Origin of the sequence: Pseudomonas sp. EA_15y_Pfl1_P101 (assembly GCF_963970835.1) — a bacterium.
In the GTDB taxonomy this organism is placed as follows: Bacteria; Pseudomonadota; Gammaproteobacteria; order Pseudomonadales; family Pseudomonadaceae; genus Aquipseudomonas; species Aquipseudomonas tritici.
In genome coordinates this window covers 128,047-145,795 of sequence record NZ_CAXAPA010000001.1, presented here as the reverse complement: position 1 = coordinate 145,795, position 17,749 = coordinate 128,047, and the positions used below count along the sequence as shown (strand labels likewise).

The window sequence follows — 17,749 nt, the reverse complement described above, 5'->3', positions numbered from 1 at the left end:
TATCGCTGGTAAACTGCGGCCACTTAAGCCTTTCACGAGTTTCCACCGTGTCGATTTACCCGTTTCACCGGCGCATCCGATGAGCCACGCCGTCTCCCGCCTGCGTACCCAGCGTCTGGCTCGCGCCGTGCGGCCGTTCCTCAATCGTGGTTCGCGTGCCGAACGCTGCCCCGGTTGCCGGGTCATCCCGCAATACTGCCTGTGTGCCTGGCGCCCCGAAGTCGAGGCCCGATCTGCCATGTGTCTACTGATGCATGACGTGGAACCGATGAAGCCCAGCAACACCGGCTGGCTGATCGCCGACGTAATCAACGACACCACCGCATTCGCCTGGTCGCGCACCGAAGTCGATCCGGACTTGCTCACCTTGTTGGCCGATCCGCAGTGGCAGCCCTACATCGTGTTCCCTGGTGAATTTGTGGCGCCCGAGCGTGTTGTCAGTGAAGTAAAGGTGGAGGAGGGCAAGCGCCCGTTGTTCATCTTGCTGGATGGCACTTGGAGTGAAGCGCGCAAGATGTTCCGCAAAAGCCCCTACCTTGAGCATTTGCCGGTACTCAGCCTGGCGCCGGAGCAACTGTCGCGCTATAAACTGCGCCGGTCCAAGCGTGATGATCATTTTTGCACCGCCGAAGTCGCCGCCCTGTGCCTCGAACTGGCCGATGACCAGGCTGCCTGCGAAGTACTCGATGCCTACCTCGACGTGTTCAGCACGCATTACCTGGCGGCCAAATTCCAGTTACCCCTGGACCCGACGGACATCGTCCATACTCGTCTTGCTCCCTATATACCTGCGGGATAGCCAGACGACGTTTGCATGATGGCACCCTAAACCCGCACGCCGCTAAAATGCCCGTGGGCGTAGTGCTTGACCCCCCAGGCTACGCTGGGCATGCTGAGCGCCGATTGGGGTGCAACCGTGAATTTTCGACGTCGTTTCAGGTGCTTTTGACGTTGAGCGTGCCCTGTGGCGACAGCTGCCTGGCTGCCGCCTTGTGTACTGGCGAGCCCTGAACCCATCAGGGCTCCCATAAAAAACAGGATCATTTAATCAATGGCCACATACGAAATCCTGATAGCCGATGACCACCCGCTGTTTCGCAGTGCGCTGCATCAAGCCGTGACCCTGGGCCTTGGCCCGGACGTGCGGCTGGTCGAAGTGGCCAGCATTGCCGAGCTGGAAGCCCGCCTTGCCGAAAAGTCCGACTGGGACTTGGTGCTGCTCGACCTGAATATGCCCGGCGCCTATGGTTTTTCCGGGCTGGTGCTGTTGCGCGGGCAATACCCGCAGATCCCCGTGGTGATGGTTTCGGCCCAGGAAGACGCCGATGTGGTGGTGCGCTCCAAGGAGTTTGGCGCCAGTGGTTTCATCCCCAAGTCCAGTGCCATGGAAGATATCCAGAAAGCCGTGCGCACCGTGCTTGATGGCGATGTGTCCTGGCCGCCGCAAGCGTTTGAAGAAATTAACGTGTCCGACGAAGCCAAGGCCGCGCGCGATGGACTGGCCAGCCTGACGCCGCAGCAGTTTCGTGTGCTGACCATGGTTTGCGAAGGTTTGTTGAACAAGCAGATTGCCTACGAGCTGAGCGTATCTGAAGCGACCATCAAGGCCCATGTCACGGCGATCTTCCGCAAGCTGGGCGTGCGTACGCGCACCCAGGCGGCATTGCTCCTACAACAACTTGAGTCAATCTCGCAGCATTAAGCGTTGAGCGGTTCACGCTTTTTTGACTTGGCGTGATCTAGTTTCCCCACTTCTTTGGTTCAGTTGCCTACGTCTATGTCGCCTTTCAAGGGTCAAACCGGTATCAAGCGTATCTTTAATGCAGGGGGTTATTCCCTGGATGGCCTGCGCGCGGCCTTCACAGGCGAGGCAGCATTCCGCCAGTTGGTGTTGCTGAACGTCATCCTGATCCCGCTGAGCTTTTTCCTGACTGTCAGCCGCGTCGAACGCGCGTTGTTGATCGCCGTGTGCCTGCTGGCCTTGATCGTCGAGCTGCTCAACTCGGCGGTTGAAGCCGCCATCGACCGCATCTCCCTGGACCGCCACCCGCTGTCGAAAAACGCCAAGGACATGGGCAGCGCTGCGCAGTTTGTCGCGCTGACCATGATCACGCTGGTGTGGGCTGTGATCCTGATCTAAGGCTCAGGCAATGCTCGGCAGCACGATCTCGTCGCTGCGCTGGACTCCAGCGGTAAAGGCCCGGCAAAGTTCCAGGAACTCGCGCATCGCTGAGGTCTGGTACTTCTGTTTATGCCAGATGAAGTAGAACTGCCGGGCCAGGTCCAGGTCCGGGGTTTCCACCGGCACCAAACTGCCACGTCGGAACGCGTCGCGCAGCGCCAGCCGCGAAATACAGCCAATCCCCAACCCTGACTCCACCGCCCGTTTGATGGCCTCAGTGTGTTCCAGCTCCAGGCGGATATTCAGCGCGCTGCGGTGATGGCGCATGGCCTGGTCAAACGTCAAGCGCGTGCCTGAGCCTTGTTCGCGCAAAATCCAGGCTTCATGAGTCAACTCTGCCATGGTCGCCACGCCACGCTTGGCCAGGTGATGCTGCGGCGCACAAAACACCACCAGCTCATCTTCCACCCAGGTTTGCACCTCGATGTCCGGGTGGCTGCAATCGCCTTCGATTAGACCCAAGTCAATTTCGTAGTGCGCGACTTGGTGCACGATATGTGCAGTGTTCTGCACATGCAGCTTCACCTGGCTCTCGGGATGTTGCTGCATAAAGCTGCCGATCAGCAGCGTGGCGAGGTAATTTCCGATGGTCAGGGTGGCGCCGACCGCCAGGGAGCCAAAACCGGACTTGCCGTTAAGCAGATCCTCGATCTCCTTGGCCTGGTCCAAAAGCGCTACGGCCTGGGGCAACAGCTGATGACCGAGGGCGTTGAGGCTCAGGCGCTTGCCCGCACGGTCGAATAATTGGCAGCTGGATTGACGCTCCAGCTCGGTGATCGAGGTGCTGGCGGCGGATTGAGATAAGGCCAGAAGGCCAGCAGCGCGGGAGACGCTTTCCTGCTGGGCGACGGCGACGAAGACTTGCAGTTGACGGAGAGTAAATCGCATATCGATATAACCGATAACCCTTATCTTAATAATCCAGTTAACAGATATTGTCGCCGCCATTAGAATGCTGTGCAATTGCGCATCTACACCTTTGGCGCAGACCCATTTCCAGGAGTCCCCCGTACATGAGCAACATGAACCACGAGCGTGTCCTCAGTGTTCATCACTGGAACGACACTCTGTTCAGCTTCAAGTGCACCCGTGATCCGGGCCTGCGCTTCGAGAACGGTCAGTTCGTGATGATCGGCCTGCAACAGCCCAACGGCCGCCCGCTCATGCGCGCTTACTCCATTGCCAGCCCGAACTGGGAAGAGCATCTGGAGTTCTTCAGTATCAAGGTGCCAGATGGCCCGCTGACTTCCCAGTTGCAGCACTTGAAGGAAGGCGACGAGATCATCATCAGCAAGAAACCGACAGGCACCCTCGTGCTTGACGATTTGAAGCCGGGCAAACACTTGTACCTGCTCAGCACCGGTACCGGCCTTGCTCCGTTCATGAGCGTGATCCAGGACCCGGAAACCTACGAGCGCTTTGAAAAAGTGATCCTGTGCCACGGCGTGCGTTACGTCAACGAAGTCGCTTACCGCGAATTCATCACCGAGCACCTGCCGCAGAACGAATTCTTCGGCGAGGCCCTGCGTGACAAGTTGATCTACTACCCAACCGTGACGCGCGAGCCTTTCGAAAACGAAGGCCGCCTGACCGACCTGATGCGCAGCGGTAAGTTGTTCAGCGACATCGGCCTGCCACCGATCAACCCCGAGGACGACCGCGCCATGCTGTGCGGCAGCCCGAGCATGCTGGATGAAACCAGTGAGGTGTTGAACAGCTTCGGCCTGAAAGTGTCGCCACGCATGCGTGAGCCAGGTGATTACCTGATCGAGCGCGCGTTCGTCGAGAAGTGATACTGGGTTAGTAAAAACACAGATCAAAAAATGCTTCCGGTTTCTTCAGTTGGCTGGAAGCACTTCCAACACACAAATCAGCCCAGCCTCGGGATAGTGCCAACGCACATCCACATCCCAGAACTGCGCGCCGTACTCTCGCTCCGGCCCCGGCGTCTGATACGCCGGCCGCGGGTCCTGCGCCAGGCACTGTTCAATCAACGCCACCAGCGGCTCATCCAAGCGCTGAGCGTGGCTCTGCGCCTGATGCAGCGCAGTCTTCAGCCATTGCACGGGAATCAGCTGCGGCGCAGCGCTGGCGATCCCGTTGGTGGCCGTGTCGACAATGTCGGCATACGGCACATACGGTTTGATATCCAGTACCGGCGTGCCATCAAGCAGGTCTATCCCGGAAATCCACAATCGCCCTGGCTCGACCCTGTCCAGTTTCACCACCGACTGGCCAATACCATTGGGGCGATGAGTCGCGCGGGTAGCAAACACGCCCATGGAGGTGTTGCCACCCAAGCGCGGCGGGCGCACTTTCAGGCGTGGCTTGTCTTCCAGGGCCTGGTGGAACAGAAACAACAGCCACACATGGCTGACCTGCTCCAGGCCCTGCACCGCCTCACCCCCGTCGAACGGCGCCACCAATTCCAGCACGCCCCGCGCGGCGGGTGCCAGCTGCGGTTGGCGCGGGATCGCGAACTTCTCCTTGAAGCAGGAGCGCACGAAACCGACGGGCGAGACGTGGTAATTCATGGCTTACGCACGAACCCGCAGGGTCAGGCCCTTGAGGAAGTTGCGCAGCAACTGGTCACCGCAGGTCCGGTAGTTGGTGTGGCCGAACTTGCGGAACAGCGCGCTCAACTCAGGCTTGGACACCGGGAACTCGGCCGCCTTGAGGATGGCGTGCATGTCGTCTTCCTTCAGTTCAAAGGCCACGCGCAGCTTCTTGAGGATGATGTTGTTGGTGATCGGGGTTTCAATCGGCTGCGGCGGACGGCTTTCGTCCTTGCCGCGCTTGAAGATCACCAGGCCATCAAGGAAGTGCGCCATGACTTCATCCGGGCAGAACACGAAACCTTCTTCCTCATCCTTCTTGAGGTAGGTCAGCAGGTCTTCCTTGGTTACGTCCATGCCGCCGAGCTTGGTGATCTCGACCATCTTGTTGTCGCTGATGTCGAGCATGTAGCGCACGCTGCGCAGTACGTCATTGTGAATCATGGTGGGCAATCCTGGTTTTCAACGGTGGACACCGCCCAGGCAGGCGGTGTCGATAATAGGGGAGCGGCTTAGAACTTCTCTTTGCCGGACAGGTAACGCCATTGGCCAACCGGCACTTTGCCGATGGACACGCCGCCGATGCGGATACGACGAATGGCGATGACCTTGAGGCCAACCGCTTCGCAAAACAGCGCGATTACACCCGGCTGCGGGTTTTTCATTGCAAAACGCAGGCGGTTTTCGTTCTGCCAGCTGGCTTTGACGGCCGGCAGTTCCTTGCCTTTGTATGTCAGGCCGTGGTTCAGGCGGTTGAGGCCGTGGGCAACCATGTCACCTTCGACTTCCACCACGTATTCCTGCTCGATCTTGGCGGCATCGGCGGTCAGCTTGCGTAGGATCTTCCAATCCTGGGTAAACACCAGAAGGCCGCTGGCCTTGGCTTGAAGGTCGGCGCTGGCGGTCAGGCGCAGGAAATGGCCCTTGAGCGGGCGCTTGCTAAAGCGGTGTTCTTCCGCGAGTGTTTCGGCGCTGATCGACGCCATGGCCGTTTCGGCCTCCACGCCCACAGGGGCGTGCAGCAGGATGGTCACCGGCTCAGGCACGGTGGCCTTGGCCTCGGGGTCGAGTTCGACCGTCTGGGTGGTGACCTTGAACTGCGGCTCGTCAATCACTTCACCGTCCACCGAGACCCAGCCGCCTTCAATGAACAGCTCAGCCTCCCGACGGGAGCAACCGACCAGTTCGATTAGACGTTTGGAGAGGCGTATGGGGTCAGTCATGACAAGGGCCGTAACAAAAGGGGGCGGCTATTGTACCTGCCTGGAGCCGGTTAATCCCGGCCCTATTTCATTTAACCCTGGCGGGCCTGTTGTTGCGCCTGGCGCAAACGCAGACGCAGCAACGGATAAGGCTGGCCGAGGCCATCATGCTCCGTGCGTCCGACTACCTCGAAGCCTTGCTTGAGGTAAAAGCCCAGGGCCTGGGGGTTCTGTTCGTTCACCTCGAGTTCGTCGGCGTTCATGCGTTCAATGGCATAGCGCAGCAATTGCCGGCCAAGGCCCTGGCCGCGGCGCTGCGGGTCGATAAACAGCATTTCGACCTTGCCCGCGGCCACGCCAGCGAACCCGGTGATGCATTGGTGCGAGTCCTTGGTGCAGATCAGCATCACCGTGTCCAGATAATGGGTCAGCACCAGATGCCTCAGCCGCTCGATGTAGCTGTCCGGCAAAAAATCGTGGGTGGCCCGCACTGAGGACTCCCAGATTTCAGTCAGTTTTTGATAATCGCTGGTTTTGGGGGTATGGATAACCGAATGCTGACGCATGCCGCTGCTTCCTGCCAGTGATGGGCGATGGGCAAACGATAGACCTAAAAAAGCCCCACATCTTGATCAGATGCAGGGCTTTTGATTTTGTCGCCGATCAGTCGCGCTTTTCAGCCCACAAATCGTACTCGTCGGCGTCCGTCACGGTGCACCAGACCTTGTCACCCGGCTTCAAACCGTTGGCATCGTCGATAAACACGTTACCATCGATTTCCGGCGCATCGAAGAAGCAGCGGCCAACCGCGCCTTGCTCGTCGACTTCGTCGATCAGCACTTCGATTTCCTTGCCGATGCGCAGTTGCAGGCGCGCCGAGCTGATAGCTTGCTGGTGAGCCATGAAACGCTCCCAACGGTCCTGCTTGACGTCGTCCGGCACGACGGCCAGGTCCAGCAGGTTCGCCGGGGCGCCTTCAACCGGCGAATACTGGAAGCAGCCGACGCGATCCAGTTGGGCTTCTGTCAGCCAGTCCAGCAGGTACTGGAAGTCTTCTTCGGTTTCGCCGGGGAAGCCGACGATGAAGGTCGAACGGATGATCAGCTCCGGGCAGACCTCGCGCCAGTTCTTGATGCGCGCCAGGGTCTTGTCCTCGAACGCCGGGCGCTTCATGGCCTTGAGCACTTTCGGGCTGGCGTGCTGGAACGGGATGTCCAGGTACGGCAGGATCTTGCCGGCGGCCATCAACGGGATCAGCTCGTCCACGTGCGGGTACGGGTAAACGTAGTGCAGGCGCACCCACACACCCAGGCTGCTCAAGGCTTCGCAGAGTTCGGTCATGCGGGTTTTGACCGGCGCGCCGTTCCAGAAACCGGTGCGGTATTTCACGTCGACGCCGTAGGCACTGGTGTCCTGGGAGATCACCAGCAGCTCTTTCACACCGGATTTGACCAGGCGCTGGGCTTCGTCAAGCACATCACCGACCGGGCGGCTCACCAGTTTGCCGCGCATCGACGGGATGATGCAGAAGCTGCAGCTGTGGTTGCAGCCCTCGGATATCTTCAGGTACGCGTAGTGGCGCGGGGTCAGCTTGATGCCTTGCGGCGGCACCAGGTCGATCAGCGGGTTGTGGTCCTGGCGTGGCGGCACCACTTGGTGCACGGCGTTGACCACCTGCTCGTACTGCTGCGGGCCGGTCACCGCGAGCACGCTTGGGTGCACATTACGGATATTGCCTTCTTCCACGCCCATGCAACCGGTGACGATGACCTTGCCGTTCTCTTTGATCGCCTCGCCGATCACCTCCAGCGACTCAGCCTTGGCCGAATCGATGAAGCCGCAGGTGTTGACCACCACCACGTCAGCGTCCTGGTAAGTGGACACAACGTCATAGCCTTCCATGCGCAGTTGCGTGAGGATGCGCTCGGAGTCAACCAGAGCCTTCGGGCACCCTAGCGACACAAACCCTACACGTGGATTATTACTCATATACTCACAGCCTGCAGGGTTAGCCCTGGTCGAAATTCGTGGCGCGCGATTCTAAGCGTTGATCAAATAATGCGCAAAAACAATTGTTGCTAATGAGTATTGTTAGCGCGTATGGAGAGACTGAAGTTAGTATGGATTTTTCTCGCTCAAGCCGGGCGATCCGGGTTTCCAGCTCCTGAATTTTCTGCTGCTCTGGGGTCAGCGCCTTGCTCTGCGGAGTGACGCCTTGGCGCTCTTTCTGAACCTGGTCAACCCTGCGGCGCAACGCTGACTCGCCAATACCGAGTGAAGGGCTGGCTTCGATGTAGCTGTAGTTTTGCCTGAGTACGAAGTCGGCAGCCTCGCGTTTGAATTCAGCAGAAAGGGTACGGCGTTGTTTGGTCATTTGACACCTCGATCTTGCGAGCATTCTCGTCTAAATGAGTGTCCGGTTTCATTCGACCACTACATATGGATCAGAGAATTCTAGGTACGCGGACAAGCGTGGCGATAATGGCCCAGCGTCTAGTCGCGCCTAAGAGTTGGATAGAATCTGAGGAGGTAAATGTATTGACGATACTAAGCGATTTGCTTGACTTGTTCGACTTGATGAATTCGAAGTTTGCCATCCATACACATGGATCAACACGGCTGCCGAACAATGAGGTTTTTTTCTCACGAGTTCCGCTATTTCGTTAGAACTCGAAAAAAATAGGGTCTTTCAGCTGTTTAGGTTGGATTACGATAGGCATGATAGAGGGCTCTTTAAGTCGTTTTATGTGATAAGGTAACTGAGCGAATTTATAAGTAACTCATAATGAAGGTGATCTCCGAGTTTGCGGTTCCAGCTTTTATTTCTCCAGTTCCTCCTGCTTTCTTAAAGTATCGTGCGAACATGGGGATTTCGAAATTTCCCCCGCCATTTGAGTAGTCGTTGAATGCATGTGTTAAGTTGAGATTTATTGGTTGCTCGCTACTGTCCATTAGTTGCAACGCAATGCCTTTGGCAGTTGAAGTGGAATTCAGGTTAATAATTCCTGAAGTTGGATCTATCGCAGGTGCTGTTGATGTTGCGATAAGTTTGTAATTTACTTTTTGGATGCCGGCTGGACAGTTGTTGAGTTTTATGTTGAAGCGCTTCGACGCATCGTTGTGGAAAATTTGACTCAAGTCCATGCTTCCCATGTCCACAGTTACATCGGGCGTTTCGCATGAGGGTACTACTATAGACATTCCATTGGTTGTGAGTGTAACCGGAAAAATCGTCCCTCTTTGGAGTGCTCCAATTTCTCCAGCAGGTATTCGAGCGTTATTTTTTATCGCTCCTATTTTTACAAATCTTAACGCGAAAGATGCGCCTGTGAAATAAATTGCGCTTCCGAAGTCGGGTCTAATATAATTGCTTGCCACTCCGTTATATGCTTCTCCGTCATGAATCCATTGCCACCCAATACCGGTGTCTCCAATAGGCTGTATGCTTCCGGGCACGTCCTTACCCAAGTAATTCTTGGTCCCTAGCAAATATGGGGCGGCGCAAATGTATTTGTCCTGATTGGTGATTGTAATTGGCGAGCTTTCATATATGATTTGGCCGTCAGGTGCGTCTCTAGGTATCGATGCAGTTTGGGGTAGTGTGATGTTTTTCGTAAAGGCAGAGCTGCCTGGGTAGAATTGGCATGTTGCTGCGATTGCATTCGTTGTTGTGCTGCAGATAAAAAACAGTAGTAATAAATTTTTAATTTTCATAGTGGGGTGCAGCGTCTTTTATAAAAATTGGATTGTATTTTATGGTTTTTTTGGTGAGGGGCGAATAAGACGTTTCTTAAAGAGTCCGGCTAGTGTCGTGAGCGGTTAGTTCATTTTCTAGCGTGTAAAGATATACTGTGTGCCCCTCGCCTCGAGATGGTTCCACGCATGCCTCGACCAGTTGCTCCTTTTGCACTGCAACTCGCCGACGTAATTACGCTTCAAGGTTGGTTGCGCATGAGTACGCTGGAGCAAAGCCTCGGTCGGTGGGCGCGGATACTCCTTTTGCTCGCTGACGGGGTGACGCCCATGGCCATCTGTGGGGAGCTACAGATCACTTCGCCGACGGTGTTCAAGTGGCAAAAAACGCTACCTTGAGTAGGAAATCGAGGGGGCTGAGCGACCTTCCGCGTAGCGGTCAGCCCTTGAAACCGGGCGCTGAGAAAGTCAAATAAATCCTGATCTTGACAACTCAGCGGGTTTCGAAGGAGGCAACGCATTGGAGCGTTCGGTTGATGGCCAAATACGCGCACGTTACCACCTGGCGAGTTCGACAAATCTGGGCGGCGCCCGATCTCAAATCGCACCTACTGAAGACATTCAAGGTCAGCAATGATCCGCACTTCGCCGAAAAGGTCATTGATGTGGTCGGATTCTATCTGAGTCCCCCGGACAACCCAGGGAAAAAAAGCCAACCTTGGGGTTGGCTTTTGCGATGGTGGTGGACATGTCTAACCTCGGTATTGAATGACGCTGCCGGTCGTGCACGACGAGACAACGGATGGGCACTTGAAGTGTGCCTCTGATCAAAAAGTGCGCAATTCTAGCGACGGGCAGCGCACTTGACCAGCTTTATGCAGCGAAAAGCGACGAGTGCTGCGCTATGCTTCGCGCCGTTGCGCGTAGGTAAAATCCTAAGGTCAACAAAACGTCTGTTACGAGAAGTAAAACAGCGCATGCTAGGGTCCGCTTAGAGGCGTTGTTTATAAAGACCGCAGGTCAGAAGGGCAGGAGTGGTTGATGGGTCAGGCAAGTAGTCCGGCGGCAGGCGCCGAGCATTCCACCGCAAAGCCGATTGGCATGCTGGTGGCAGCGGTCGGGGTGGTTTACGGCGATATCGGGACCAGCCCGCTCTACACCCTTAAAGAGGTGTTCAGCGGCGGCTATGGGGTTCAGGTCAACCATGACGGTGTGTTGGGGATCCTGGCGCTGATCTTCTGGTCGCTGATCTGGGTCGTTTCGATCAAATACATGCTGTTTGTGCTGCGCGCCGACAACCAAGGCGAGGGCGGCATCATGGCCCTGACTGCACTGGCGCGACGGGCGGCGGGGGAGCGCAAGAAGCTGCGCAGCTTCCTGGTGGTGTGTGGCCTGTGCGGCGCGGCGCTGTTCTACGGCGACAGCATGATCACCCCGGCGATTTCCGTGTTATCGGCGATCGAAGGCCTGGAGCTGGCGTTCGACGGCTTGGAAAAATGGGTCGTGCCCATCGCCCTTGTCGTGCTGGTGGCCTTGTTCCTGATCCAAAAGCACGGCACTGACCACATCGGCAAGCTGTTTGGGCCTGTGATGGTGACCTGGTTCCTGGTCCTGGGCGGTCTCGGTGTGTATGGCATCACCCTGCATCCTGAGGTGCTCAGTGCCATGAACCCGATGTGGGCGGTGCGATTCTTCGAGGCTCACCCGGGCATTGGCGTGGCTATCCTTGGCGCGGTGGTGCTGGCACTGACCGGCGCCGAAGCACTGTACGCCGACATGGGCCACTTCGGCCGCAAACCCATTGCCCGCGCCTGGTTCATGCTGGTGCTGCCGGCGCTGGTACTCAATTATTTCGGCCAGGGCGCGATGCTGCTGGGTGACCCGGAAGCCGCGCGTAACCCGTTCTACCTGCTGGCACCCAGCTGGGCGTTGATCCCGCTGGTGGTGTTGTCCACCCTGGCCACGGTGATTGCGTCCCAGGCAGTGATTTCCGGTGCGTTCTCGTTGACGCGCCAGGCGATCCAGTTGGGTTACATCCCGCGGATGCATATCCAGCACACCTCCAGTGCCGAGCAGGGCCAGATCTACATCGGCGCGGTGAACTGGTCGCTGATGGTGGGTGTGATCCTGCTGGTGCTGGGTTTCGAATCCTCCAACGCACTGGCGTCAGCTTACGGCGTGGCGGTAACCGGCACCATGCTGATGACCACCATCCTGGTGTCGGCGGTGATGTTGCTGCTATGGAAATGGCCTCCGATTCTGGCCGTGCCGGTCTTGGTCTGCTGCCTGCTGGTGGACGGGCTCTACTTCGCTGCCAACGTGCCGAAGATCATCCAGGGCGGTGCCTTCCCGGTTTTGGCGGGGATTGTGTTGTTCGTGCTGATGACCACCTGGAAGCGCGGCAAACAATTGCTGGTGGAGCGCCTCGACGAAGGCGGCCTGCCATTGCCGATTTTTATCAGCAGCATTCGCGTCCAGCCGCCCCACCGGGTGCAGGGTACCGCCGTGTTTCTCACCGCACGCCCGGACGCTGTGCCCCACGCGCTGTTGCACAACCTGCTGCATAACCAGGTGTTGCATGAACAAGTGGTGTTGCTGACGGTGGTCTACGAAGACATTCCTCGCGTGCCGGCGGCACGGCGCTTCGAAGTGGATTCCTACGGCGAAGGCTTCTTCCGCGTGATCCTGCACTTTGGTTTTACCGACGAGCCGGACGTGCCCGAAGCGCTGAAGTTGTGTCACTTGGATGACCTGGATTTCAGCCCGATGCGCACCACGTACTTCCTCAGCCGCGAGACGGTGATCGCCTCTCGCATCAAGGGCATGGCGCGCTGGCGCGAGGCGTTGTTCGCGTTCATGTTGAAGAATGCCAACGGCAACCTGCGCTTCTTCAAACTCCCGGTAAACCGAGTGATCGAGCTGGGCACCCAGGTCGAAATGTAAGCTTTTGCAACGCGGGAGCCGGTAATCGGCTCCCGCTTCTCTTTCTGAACCCTGTGCAATCCAGCGTTGTCGACTAGGCTCTAAGCACTGTTGAACAGTGCCCATAGAACCCAGAAGAGGTGCGCCATGAGTCAGCTGCTCGAACCCTATACCCTGCGCCAATTAACCCTGCTCAATCGCATCGCGGTTTCGCCGATGTGCCAGTATTCGGCGGTCGACGGCCTGGCCAACGACTGGCACCTGGTGCATCTTGGTAGCCGTGCGGTCGGCGGTGCGGGGCTGATTTTTACCGAAGCCACCGCTGTCACCGCTGATGGCCGCATCACCGCCCAGGACCTGGGCTTGTGGAACGACGCGCAGATCGAACCGCTGCGACGCATCACGCGTTTTATTGCAGCCCAAGGCGCGGTGGCCGGCATTCAACTGGCTCACGCCGGGCGCAAGGCCAGCACCCATCGGCCCTGGATCGGCAAGCATGGCAGTGTCAAGGCGGAGGAGGGCGGCTGGGTGCCGGTAGGGCCCTCGCCGATTGCCTTCGACCCTCAGCACACTCAACCCACACAGTTGGATGAGGGGCAGATCCAACAAATCATCGCCGATTTTGTCGCCGCCGCCAAGCGTGCGTTGACCGCGGGTTTTGAAGTGGTGGAAATCCACGCGGCGCATGGTTACCTGTTGCATCAATTCCTGTCGCCGATCAGCAATCAGCGTCAGGACAGGTACGGCGGCTCGTTTGAAAACCGTATCCGCCTGGTGCTGCAGGTCACAGAGGCCGTGCGTGAAGCCTGGCCTCAGGAGCTGCCGTTGTTTGTGCGGGTGTCGGCCACCGACTGGGTGGAAGATGGCTGGAACCCCGACGAAACCGTGGAACTGGCGCGTCGCCTGAAAACCCTTGGCGTGGACCTGATTGACGTATCGTCCGGTGGCACGGCCGCTAATGCCGAGATCCCCACCGGCCCCGGCTACCAGACCCGTTTCGCCGAGCGGGTGCGCCAAGAGTCGGGCATGGCTACCGGCACCGTTGGCATGATCACCGAGCCGGCCCAGGCCGAGCACATCCTGCGCACCTGCCAGGCCGATATCATCTTCCTGGCACGCGAGCTGCTGCGTGATCCTTACTGGCCGCTGCATGCCGACGACGACCTGGGCGGGCGCAAGGCGATCTGGCCGGCGCAGTATCAAAGGGCGACCCATCGCGACCAGCCGATTCATGAGTCTGATCTGCGCGACTAATCCGCTGTTGGCGCTGACTGAAACCCACCCTGACCCGGTGGGTTTTTTTACGCGCGCAGGTGTCGGATATGTCTGTAGGTATTTGTTACCTAAGCAATTTATTTAAGTTAATACTCTAAAAAAATCCCACACGAGAGCAGTTTTTTTCTACGCTTAGGGTGAGCCTGATTTCTGGCCCAGGAAGTCAGTGGGTTTGCTCACTGAGGCATTGCGCTTCATGGGAGGCGGGTAATGGGCAACAGGAGTATTCGATGGATATCAGGAGAACCAGTCCATGGCCAAGTCCGATGGTGTAGCGGGTGTGGTGACGTCTTTTCTGACCCGCAGGATGTCGTTGCGGGGCCGAAGGTTGAGCTCAGATGAAATGGAATTGCTGGCGCAGTACCGCGCCCTGACCGAGAACGATCAGATGGCAATGCGCTATTTGATTGGGGCGATGAAGAGTGTGTCGCGGTTCTGAGGATCGTCGTTAAACAAGGTGGGAGCTGGCAAGCCAGCTCCCACCGGTATCAGCTGTACTTGCGCTGGTCCGGTGCCGGCGGGAAGTACTGATACAACCAGGTTTCACTCAAGGTGCGGTCCTGGGTACGGATAAACAGGCGCAGTTCCACCGGCTCTACGCTGTCGCTGGTCGGGTACCAGTCGAACAGGATGCGGTAGCCCTTGATGTTATCCAGCACCAGCACGCTGAAATCCTTGACCTGGCCATGGGAGCACGTCACCACTGGCTCAATCCCCGTGCCGGGTGGCAGGCGGTCCAGGCCACCGCCCTTGAAGTCCACGGCGAAACGGCGCGCCCACACCTCAGGGTAGTGCTCACCCGGCGCCCAACCTTCGATAAAGCCACCCATGCCTGAACGGGTCGCGTCAACCTGGGCCAACGGCGTGCTCACCGGTGGCAGGGCGCTCCAGTACAGCTTGTAGCCGTAGTTCAGTGATTCGCCGGCTGCTACGGGTTTTTTCGGGGTCCAGAAGGCCACGATGTTATCGAGGGTCTCGCCGGTTGTAGGAATTTCCAGCAGGTCGATGGAGCCTTCACCCCAGGCCGTAGTGGGTTCGACCCATAGGCTCGGGCGTTTGCTGTACCAGTCCACGGTGTCCTGGTAACTGGCGAACTCATGGTCGGTCTGCACCAGGCCAAAGCCTTTGGGGTCGGTGTCGGCAAACGCGTTGAACTGCAGCTTGGCCGGGTTGTTCAGCGGGCGGCAGATCCATTCGCCATTGCCGCGCCACATCGCCAGGCGGTCCGAGTCGTGGATTTGCGGGTGGATGGTGTCGCACATGCGGCGCTCATGGGTACCGCAGCTGAACATGCTGGTCATCGGCGCGATACCCAGTTGTTCGATGGCGGTACGCGCGTTGATGTGTGCATTGATCGCCATCACCACCTGGTTGGCCTGGCAGTCGATATCAAAGCGGTAGGCGCCGGTGGCGCTCGGCGAGTCGAGCAGGGCGTAGACCACGAAGCGGGTGGCGTTCTTGTCCGGGGTTTCGAACCAGAACTGCGTGAAATCAGGGAATTCCTCGCGTTTTTTCGCGTAGGTGTCGATGGCCAGGCCACGGGCGGAGAGGCCGTACTGGCCGCTGGAATCCACTGCGCGGAAGTAGCTGGCGCCGAGAAACGACAGTACATCATGGCGGCCCAGTTCTGGCGCCTTGAACAGCTTGAAGCCGGAGAAACCCAGGTCGCCGGTCAGCTGTTTGGTGTCGACCGTGGTTTTTTCATAGTTGAACAGCGAAGGGCGGAAATGCACCTCGCGGGCTTCGCGGGTCTTGGGGTCGACGCTGTGCATACGCACCGGCGTCTTGAATCCCATGCCGACGTGGAAGAACTGCACGTCGAGTTGGCCGTTCAATTCCTTCCACAACGAGTGGTTGCCGTCGTAGCCGATGGCGTTGAAATTCTGCGGGGTCATGGTCGCCAGGGTGGGCGGCAGCACTTGTTTGGTGTCTTTGTAAGCGGTCCCGGCGAGTTGCTTGGCCTGGGCCTTCAGCGATTCGAAATCGAACGCCACGGCCTTGCCATCGGCGGCACGGTTCCCGGCCCAAGCCTGGGCGGCTAGCAGGCCGCTGGCCGACAAACCAGTGTAAGCCGCAATGGCCATGGACGCTTTGAGCAAATTCCTACGGTGCATAGAGACAACCTGTCGTGAGCAAATCCCGCGCCGTTCCTGGCACGTAGCGGATCAGAAATTACGGTTCGGACATGCCTTCGGCCAAACGCAACGGACATTAAACAGACGCCGGATAGCTTAAGCGGTTCGATGACGTAGGAAAATTGATTGATAGCGGGGTGATTGAGTTGCAAGTGCGACAAGACATTTCCGGCTCTGATGCCAACACAGTACTTGATCTTTATGAAGATCAAATGTGTGCGGGCTTGCTCGCGAATGCGGTGTGTCAGTGACAGGATCTACCGACTGATTCTCCGCATTCGCAGGGGTAAAAGCTTCAGTGCTTGAACATCACATGGCGAACGGTGGTGTAGTCTTCCAACCCGTACATGGACATGTCCTTGCCGTAGCCGGACAGTTTCTGACCGCCGTGGGGCATTTCGCTGACCAGCATGAAGTGGGTGTTCACCCAGGTGCAGCCGTACTGCAAGCGCGCGGCCAAACGATGGGCGCGCCCTACATCGGCGGTCCACACGGATGACGCCAGGCCGTAATCCGAATCGTTGGCCCAGCCCAGCACTTGGGCTTCATCGGTGAACTTGGTCAACGACACCACCGGCCCGAATACCTCGCGACGCACGATTTCGTCGTCCTGCTGCGCGTCGGCCAGCACGGTCGGCTCAAAGAAGAAACCATTGCCTTCCACCGCCTTGCCGCCGGTGACCAGGCGAATGTGCGGTTGTGCCACGGCGCGTTCGACAAACCCGGCGACACGATCGCGGTGTTGCGCGGTAATCAGCGGCCCCAGTTCGGTAGCGGGATCATCCTGCAAGCCGTACTTGATGCTGGCGACCGCGGCGCCGAGCTTTTCGACGAACGCATCGTAGATGTCTGCTTGCGCATAAATCCGGCATGCAGCGGTGCAATCCTGGCCGGCGTTGTAGAAGCCAAAGGTGCGAATGCCTTCTACGGCAGCATCGATATCGGCGTCGTTGAAGATGATCACCGGCGCCTTGCCGCCCAGCTCCATGTGCATGCGCTTCACGCTGTCGGCGGTGCTGGAAATGATGTTTGCACCGGTGGCGATGGAGCCGGTCAGCGAGACCATGCGCACTTTCGGATGATTCACCAGTGGACTGCCGACGGTTGGCCCACGGCCGAACACCAAGTTGAGTACACCGGCCGGGAAGATTTCAGCGGCCAGTTCGACCATGCGCAACGCGGTCAGCGGGGTTTGTTCCGACGGCTTGAGCACCACGGTATTACCGGCGGCGAGGGCCGGGGCGATTTTCCAGGCGACCATCATCAGTGGGTAGTTCCACGGTGCGATGGAGGCAATCACACCCACCGGGTCGCGGCGGATCATCGAGGTGTGCCCGGGCAAGTACTCACCGCCGGCCGAGCCGCTCATGCAACGGCTGGCGCCGGCAAAGAAGCGGAATACGTCGGCAATCGCCGGGATTTCATCGTTCAGCGCGGCGCTGTAAGGCTTGCCGCAGTTGTCCGATTCCAGCTTGGCCAGCTCTTCGCCATGGGCTTCGATCACGTCCGCCAGCTTCAGCAGCAACAGCGAGCGATCCTTGGGCGCGGTTTGTGACCAGCCTTCAAAGGCGGCATCCGCTGCGCGCACGGCGGCGTCGACCTGGGCTTCGCTGGCTTCCTTGATCTCCACCAGTACGCGGCCGAGTGCCGGGTTGAACACGGCCTGGGCCGGGCCTTCGCCCTCTACCAGTTGGCCGTTGATCAAAAGTTTGGTCTGCATGGTTCAGCTCTCCTAAAAACGCGTGTTATTTCTCTGAAGAAACTGGCTCTAAATGTGGGAGCGGC

The 17,749-nt window shown here is 58.2% G+C and carries 16 protein-coding genes and 2 pseudogenes; 8 read left to right on the top strand and 10 right to left on the bottom strand.

The features are described 5' to 3' along the window. Positions 1-79: 79 nt before the first annotated feature. The 3 genes from AACY36_RS00685 to AACY36_RS00675 all read left to right on the top strand — a co-directional run bounded on the left by AACY36_RS00685 (position 80) and on the right by AACY36_RS00675 (position 2,140). Positions 80-799, top strand: a complete 720-nt coding sequence (locus AACY36_RS00685; protein ID WP_339418231.1) for a tRNA-uridine aminocarboxypropyltransferase — start codon at positions 80-82, stop codon at positions 797-799. A gap of 252 nt (positions 800-1,051) precedes the next feature. Continuing rightward, complete coding sequence (erdR, locus tag AACY36_RS00680; protein ID WP_065872500.1) at positions 1,052-1,702, top strand: response regulator transcription factor ErdR; 651 nt, start codon at positions 1,052-1,054, stop codon at positions 1,700-1,702. A gap of 75 nt (positions 1,703-1,777) precedes the next feature. Further along, positions 1,778-2,140 (top strand): diacylglycerol kinase, encoded by a 363-nt coding sequence (locus AACY36_RS00675; protein ID WP_339418227.1) that lies wholly within the window; start codon positions 1,778-1,780, stop codon positions 2,138-2,140. A gap of 3 nt (positions 2,141-2,143) precedes the next feature. Here AACY36_RS00675 and AACY36_RS00670 read toward each other — a convergent pair whose 3' ends face one another. Beyond that, entirely contained in the window at positions 2,144-3,070 is a 927-nt protein-coding gene (locus AACY36_RS00670) for a LysR family transcriptional regulator (protein ID WP_049709730.1), read from the bottom strand. Between the two features lie 125 nt (positions 3,071-3,195). On the opposite strand from AACY36_RS00670, the gene fpr reads away from it, so the two are divergent. Further along, complete coding sequence (gene fpr, locus AACY36_RS00665; RefSeq protein ID WP_003189055.1) at positions 3,196-3,975, top strand: ferredoxin-NADP reductase; 780 nt, start codon at positions 3,196-3,198, stop codon at positions 3,973-3,975. 45 nt (positions 3,976-4,020) lie between these two features. Here the strand turns inward: fpr and tsaA are convergent, their stop codons facing one another. From tsaA to AACY36_RS00630, 7 genes and pseudogenes are all read right to left on the bottom strand, one after another. After that, positions 4,021-4,716: a tRNA (N6-threonylcarbamoyladenosine(37)-N6)-methyltransferase TrmO gene (tsaA, locus tag AACY36_RS00660; protein ID WP_339418224.1), complete on the bottom strand. Its 696-nt coding sequence runs from the start codon at positions 4,714-4,716 to the stop codon at positions 4,021-4,023. A gap of 3 nt (positions 4,717-4,719) precedes the next feature. Beyond that, a complete protein-coding gene (locus AACY36_RS00655) occupies positions 4,720-5,181 on the bottom strand; it encodes a YehS family protein (RefSeq protein ID WP_049709728.1) in 462 nt (153 codons plus the stop codon). A gap of 68 nt (positions 5,182-5,249) precedes the next feature. Next, a complete protein-coding gene (locus AACY36_RS00650) occupies positions 5,250-5,960 on the bottom strand; it encodes an rRNA pseudouridine synthase (protein WP_339418223.1) in 711 nt (236 codons plus the stop codon). A gap of 71 nt (positions 5,961-6,031) precedes the next feature. Continuing rightward, positions 6,032-6,505, bottom strand: coding sequence for a GNAT family N-acetyltransferase (locus tag AACY36_RS00645; RefSeq protein WP_339418222.1), 474 nt, complete (start codon positions 6,503-6,505; stop codon positions 6,032-6,034). A 97-nt stretch (positions 6,506-6,602) separates the two neighbouring features. After that, complete coding sequence (rimO, locus tag AACY36_RS00640) at positions 6,603-7,928, bottom strand: 30S ribosomal protein S12 methylthiotransferase RimO (protein WP_339418220.1); 1,326 nt, start codon at positions 7,926-7,928, stop codon at positions 6,603-6,605. 127 nt (positions 7,929-8,055) lie between these two features. Continuing rightward, positions 8,056-8,313 (bottom strand): annotated as a pseudogene (locus AACY36_RS00635) (transposase); the annotation flags it as partial. A gap of 395 nt (positions 8,314-8,708) precedes the next feature. Further along, positions 8,709-9,653 carry a fimbrial protein gene (locus AACY36_RS00630; RefSeq protein WP_339418219.1) on the bottom strand — a complete coding sequence of 315 codons (945 nt, stop codon included), beginning with the start codon at positions 9,651-9,653 and terminating at the stop codon, positions 8,709-8,711. A 168-nt stretch (positions 9,654-9,821) separates the two neighbouring features. On the opposite strand from AACY36_RS00630, the pseudogene AACY36_RS00625 reads away from it, so the two are divergent. The 4 genes and pseudogenes from AACY36_RS00625 to AACY36_RS00610 form a co-directional block, all read left to right on the top strand. Continuing rightward, positions 9,822-10,330 (top strand): annotated as a pseudogene (locus tag AACY36_RS00625) (helix-turn-helix domain-containing protein); the annotation flags it as partial. Positions 10,331-10,673: 343 nt separating this feature from the next. Continuing rightward, the gene (locus AACY36_RS00620) at positions 10,674-12,575 is read left to right on the top strand and encodes a potassium transporter Kup (RefSeq protein WP_339418218.1); all 1,902 of its coding nucleotides are present in this window, start codon (positions 10,674-10,676) and stop codon (positions 12,573-12,575) included. A gap of 126 nt (positions 12,576-12,701) precedes the next feature. Next, the gene (locus AACY36_RS00615; protein WP_339496675.1) at positions 12,702-13,808 is read left to right on the top strand and encodes an NADH:flavin oxidoreductase/NADH oxidase; all 1,107 of its coding nucleotides are present in this window, start codon (positions 12,702-12,704) and stop codon (positions 13,806-13,808) included. 274 nt (positions 13,809-14,082) lie between these two features. Continuing rightward, positions 14,083-14,268, top strand: a complete 186-nt coding sequence (locus AACY36_RS00610; protein WP_339418214.1) for a hypothetical protein — start codon at positions 14,083-14,085, stop codon at positions 14,266-14,268. Between the two features lie 49 nt (positions 14,269-14,317). Here the strand turns inward: AACY36_RS00610 and AACY36_RS00605 are convergent, their stop codons facing one another. Both AACY36_RS00605 and AACY36_RS00600 read right to left on the bottom strand, forming a co-directional pair. Beyond that, on the bottom strand, positions 14,318-15,943 hold the full coding sequence (locus AACY36_RS00605; RefSeq protein WP_339496674.1) for a glucan biosynthesis protein D: 1,626 nt from the start codon (positions 15,941-15,943) through the stop codon (positions 14,318-14,320). Between the two features lie 316 nt (positions 15,944-16,259). Next, entirely contained in the window at positions 16,260-17,684 is a 1,425-nt protein-coding gene (locus tag AACY36_RS00600; protein WP_339418212.1) for a gamma-aminobutyraldehyde dehydrogenase, read from the bottom strand. Positions 17,685-17,749 lie beyond the last annotated feature (65 nt).

Coding starts and splice junctions, on each gene's coding strand:
- AACY36_RS00685 (WP_339418231.1), top strand. CDS start 80: ATGAGCCACGCCGTCTCCCGCCTGCGTACCCAGCGTCTGGCTCGCGCC.
- erdR (WP_065872500.1), top strand. CDS start 1,052: ATGGCCACATACGAAATCCTGATAGCCGATGACCACCCGCTGTTTCGC.
- AACY36_RS00675 (WP_339418227.1), top strand. CDS start 1,778: ATGTCGCCTTTCAAGGGTCAAACCGGTATCAAGCGTATCTTTAATGCA.
- AACY36_RS00670 (WP_049709730.1), bottom strand. CDS start 3,070: ATGCGATTTACTCTCCGTCAACTGCAAGTCTTCGTCGCCGTCGCCCAG.
- fpr (WP_003189055.1), top strand. CDS start 3,196: ATGAGCAACATGAACCACGAGCGTGTCCTCAGTGTTCATCACTGGAAC.
- tsaA (WP_339418224.1), bottom strand. CDS start 4,716: ATGAATTACCACGTCTCGCCCGTCGGTTTCGTGCGCTCCTGCTTCAAG.
- AACY36_RS00655 (WP_049709728.1), bottom strand. CDS start 5,181: ATGATTCACAATGACGTACTGCGCAGCGTGCGCTACATGCTCGACATC.
- AACY36_RS00650 (WP_339418223.1), bottom strand. CDS start 5,960: ATGACTGACCCCATACGCCTCTCCAAACGTCTAATCGAACTGGTCGGT.
- AACY36_RS00645 (WP_339418222.1), bottom strand. CDS start 6,505: ATGCGTCAGCATTCGGTTATCCATACCCCCAAAACCAGCGATTATCAA.
- rimO (WP_339418220.1), bottom strand. CDS start 7,928: ATGAGTAATAATCCACGTGTAGGGTTTGTGTCGCTAGGGTGCCCGAAG.
- AACY36_RS00630 (WP_339418219.1), bottom strand. CDS start 9,653: ATGAAAATTAAAAATTTATTACTACTGTTTTTTATCTGCAGCACAACA.
- AACY36_RS00620 (WP_339418218.1), top strand. CDS start 10,674: ATGGGTCAGGCAAGTAGTCCGGCGGCAGGCGCCGAGCATTCCACCGCA.
- AACY36_RS00615 (WP_339496675.1), top strand. CDS start 12,702: ATGAGTCAGCTGCTCGAACCCTATACCCTGCGCCAATTAACCCTGCTC.
- AACY36_RS00610 (WP_339418214.1), top strand. CDS start 14,083: ATGGCCAAGTCCGATGGTGTAGCGGGTGTGGTGACGTCTTTTCTGACC.
- AACY36_RS00605 (WP_339496674.1), bottom strand. CDS start 15,943: ATGCACCGTAGGAATTTGCTCAAAGCGTCCATGGCCATTGCGGCTTAC.
- AACY36_RS00600 (WP_339418212.1), bottom strand. CDS start 17,684: ATGCAGACCAAACTTTTGATCAACGGCCAACTGGTAGAGGGCGAAGGC.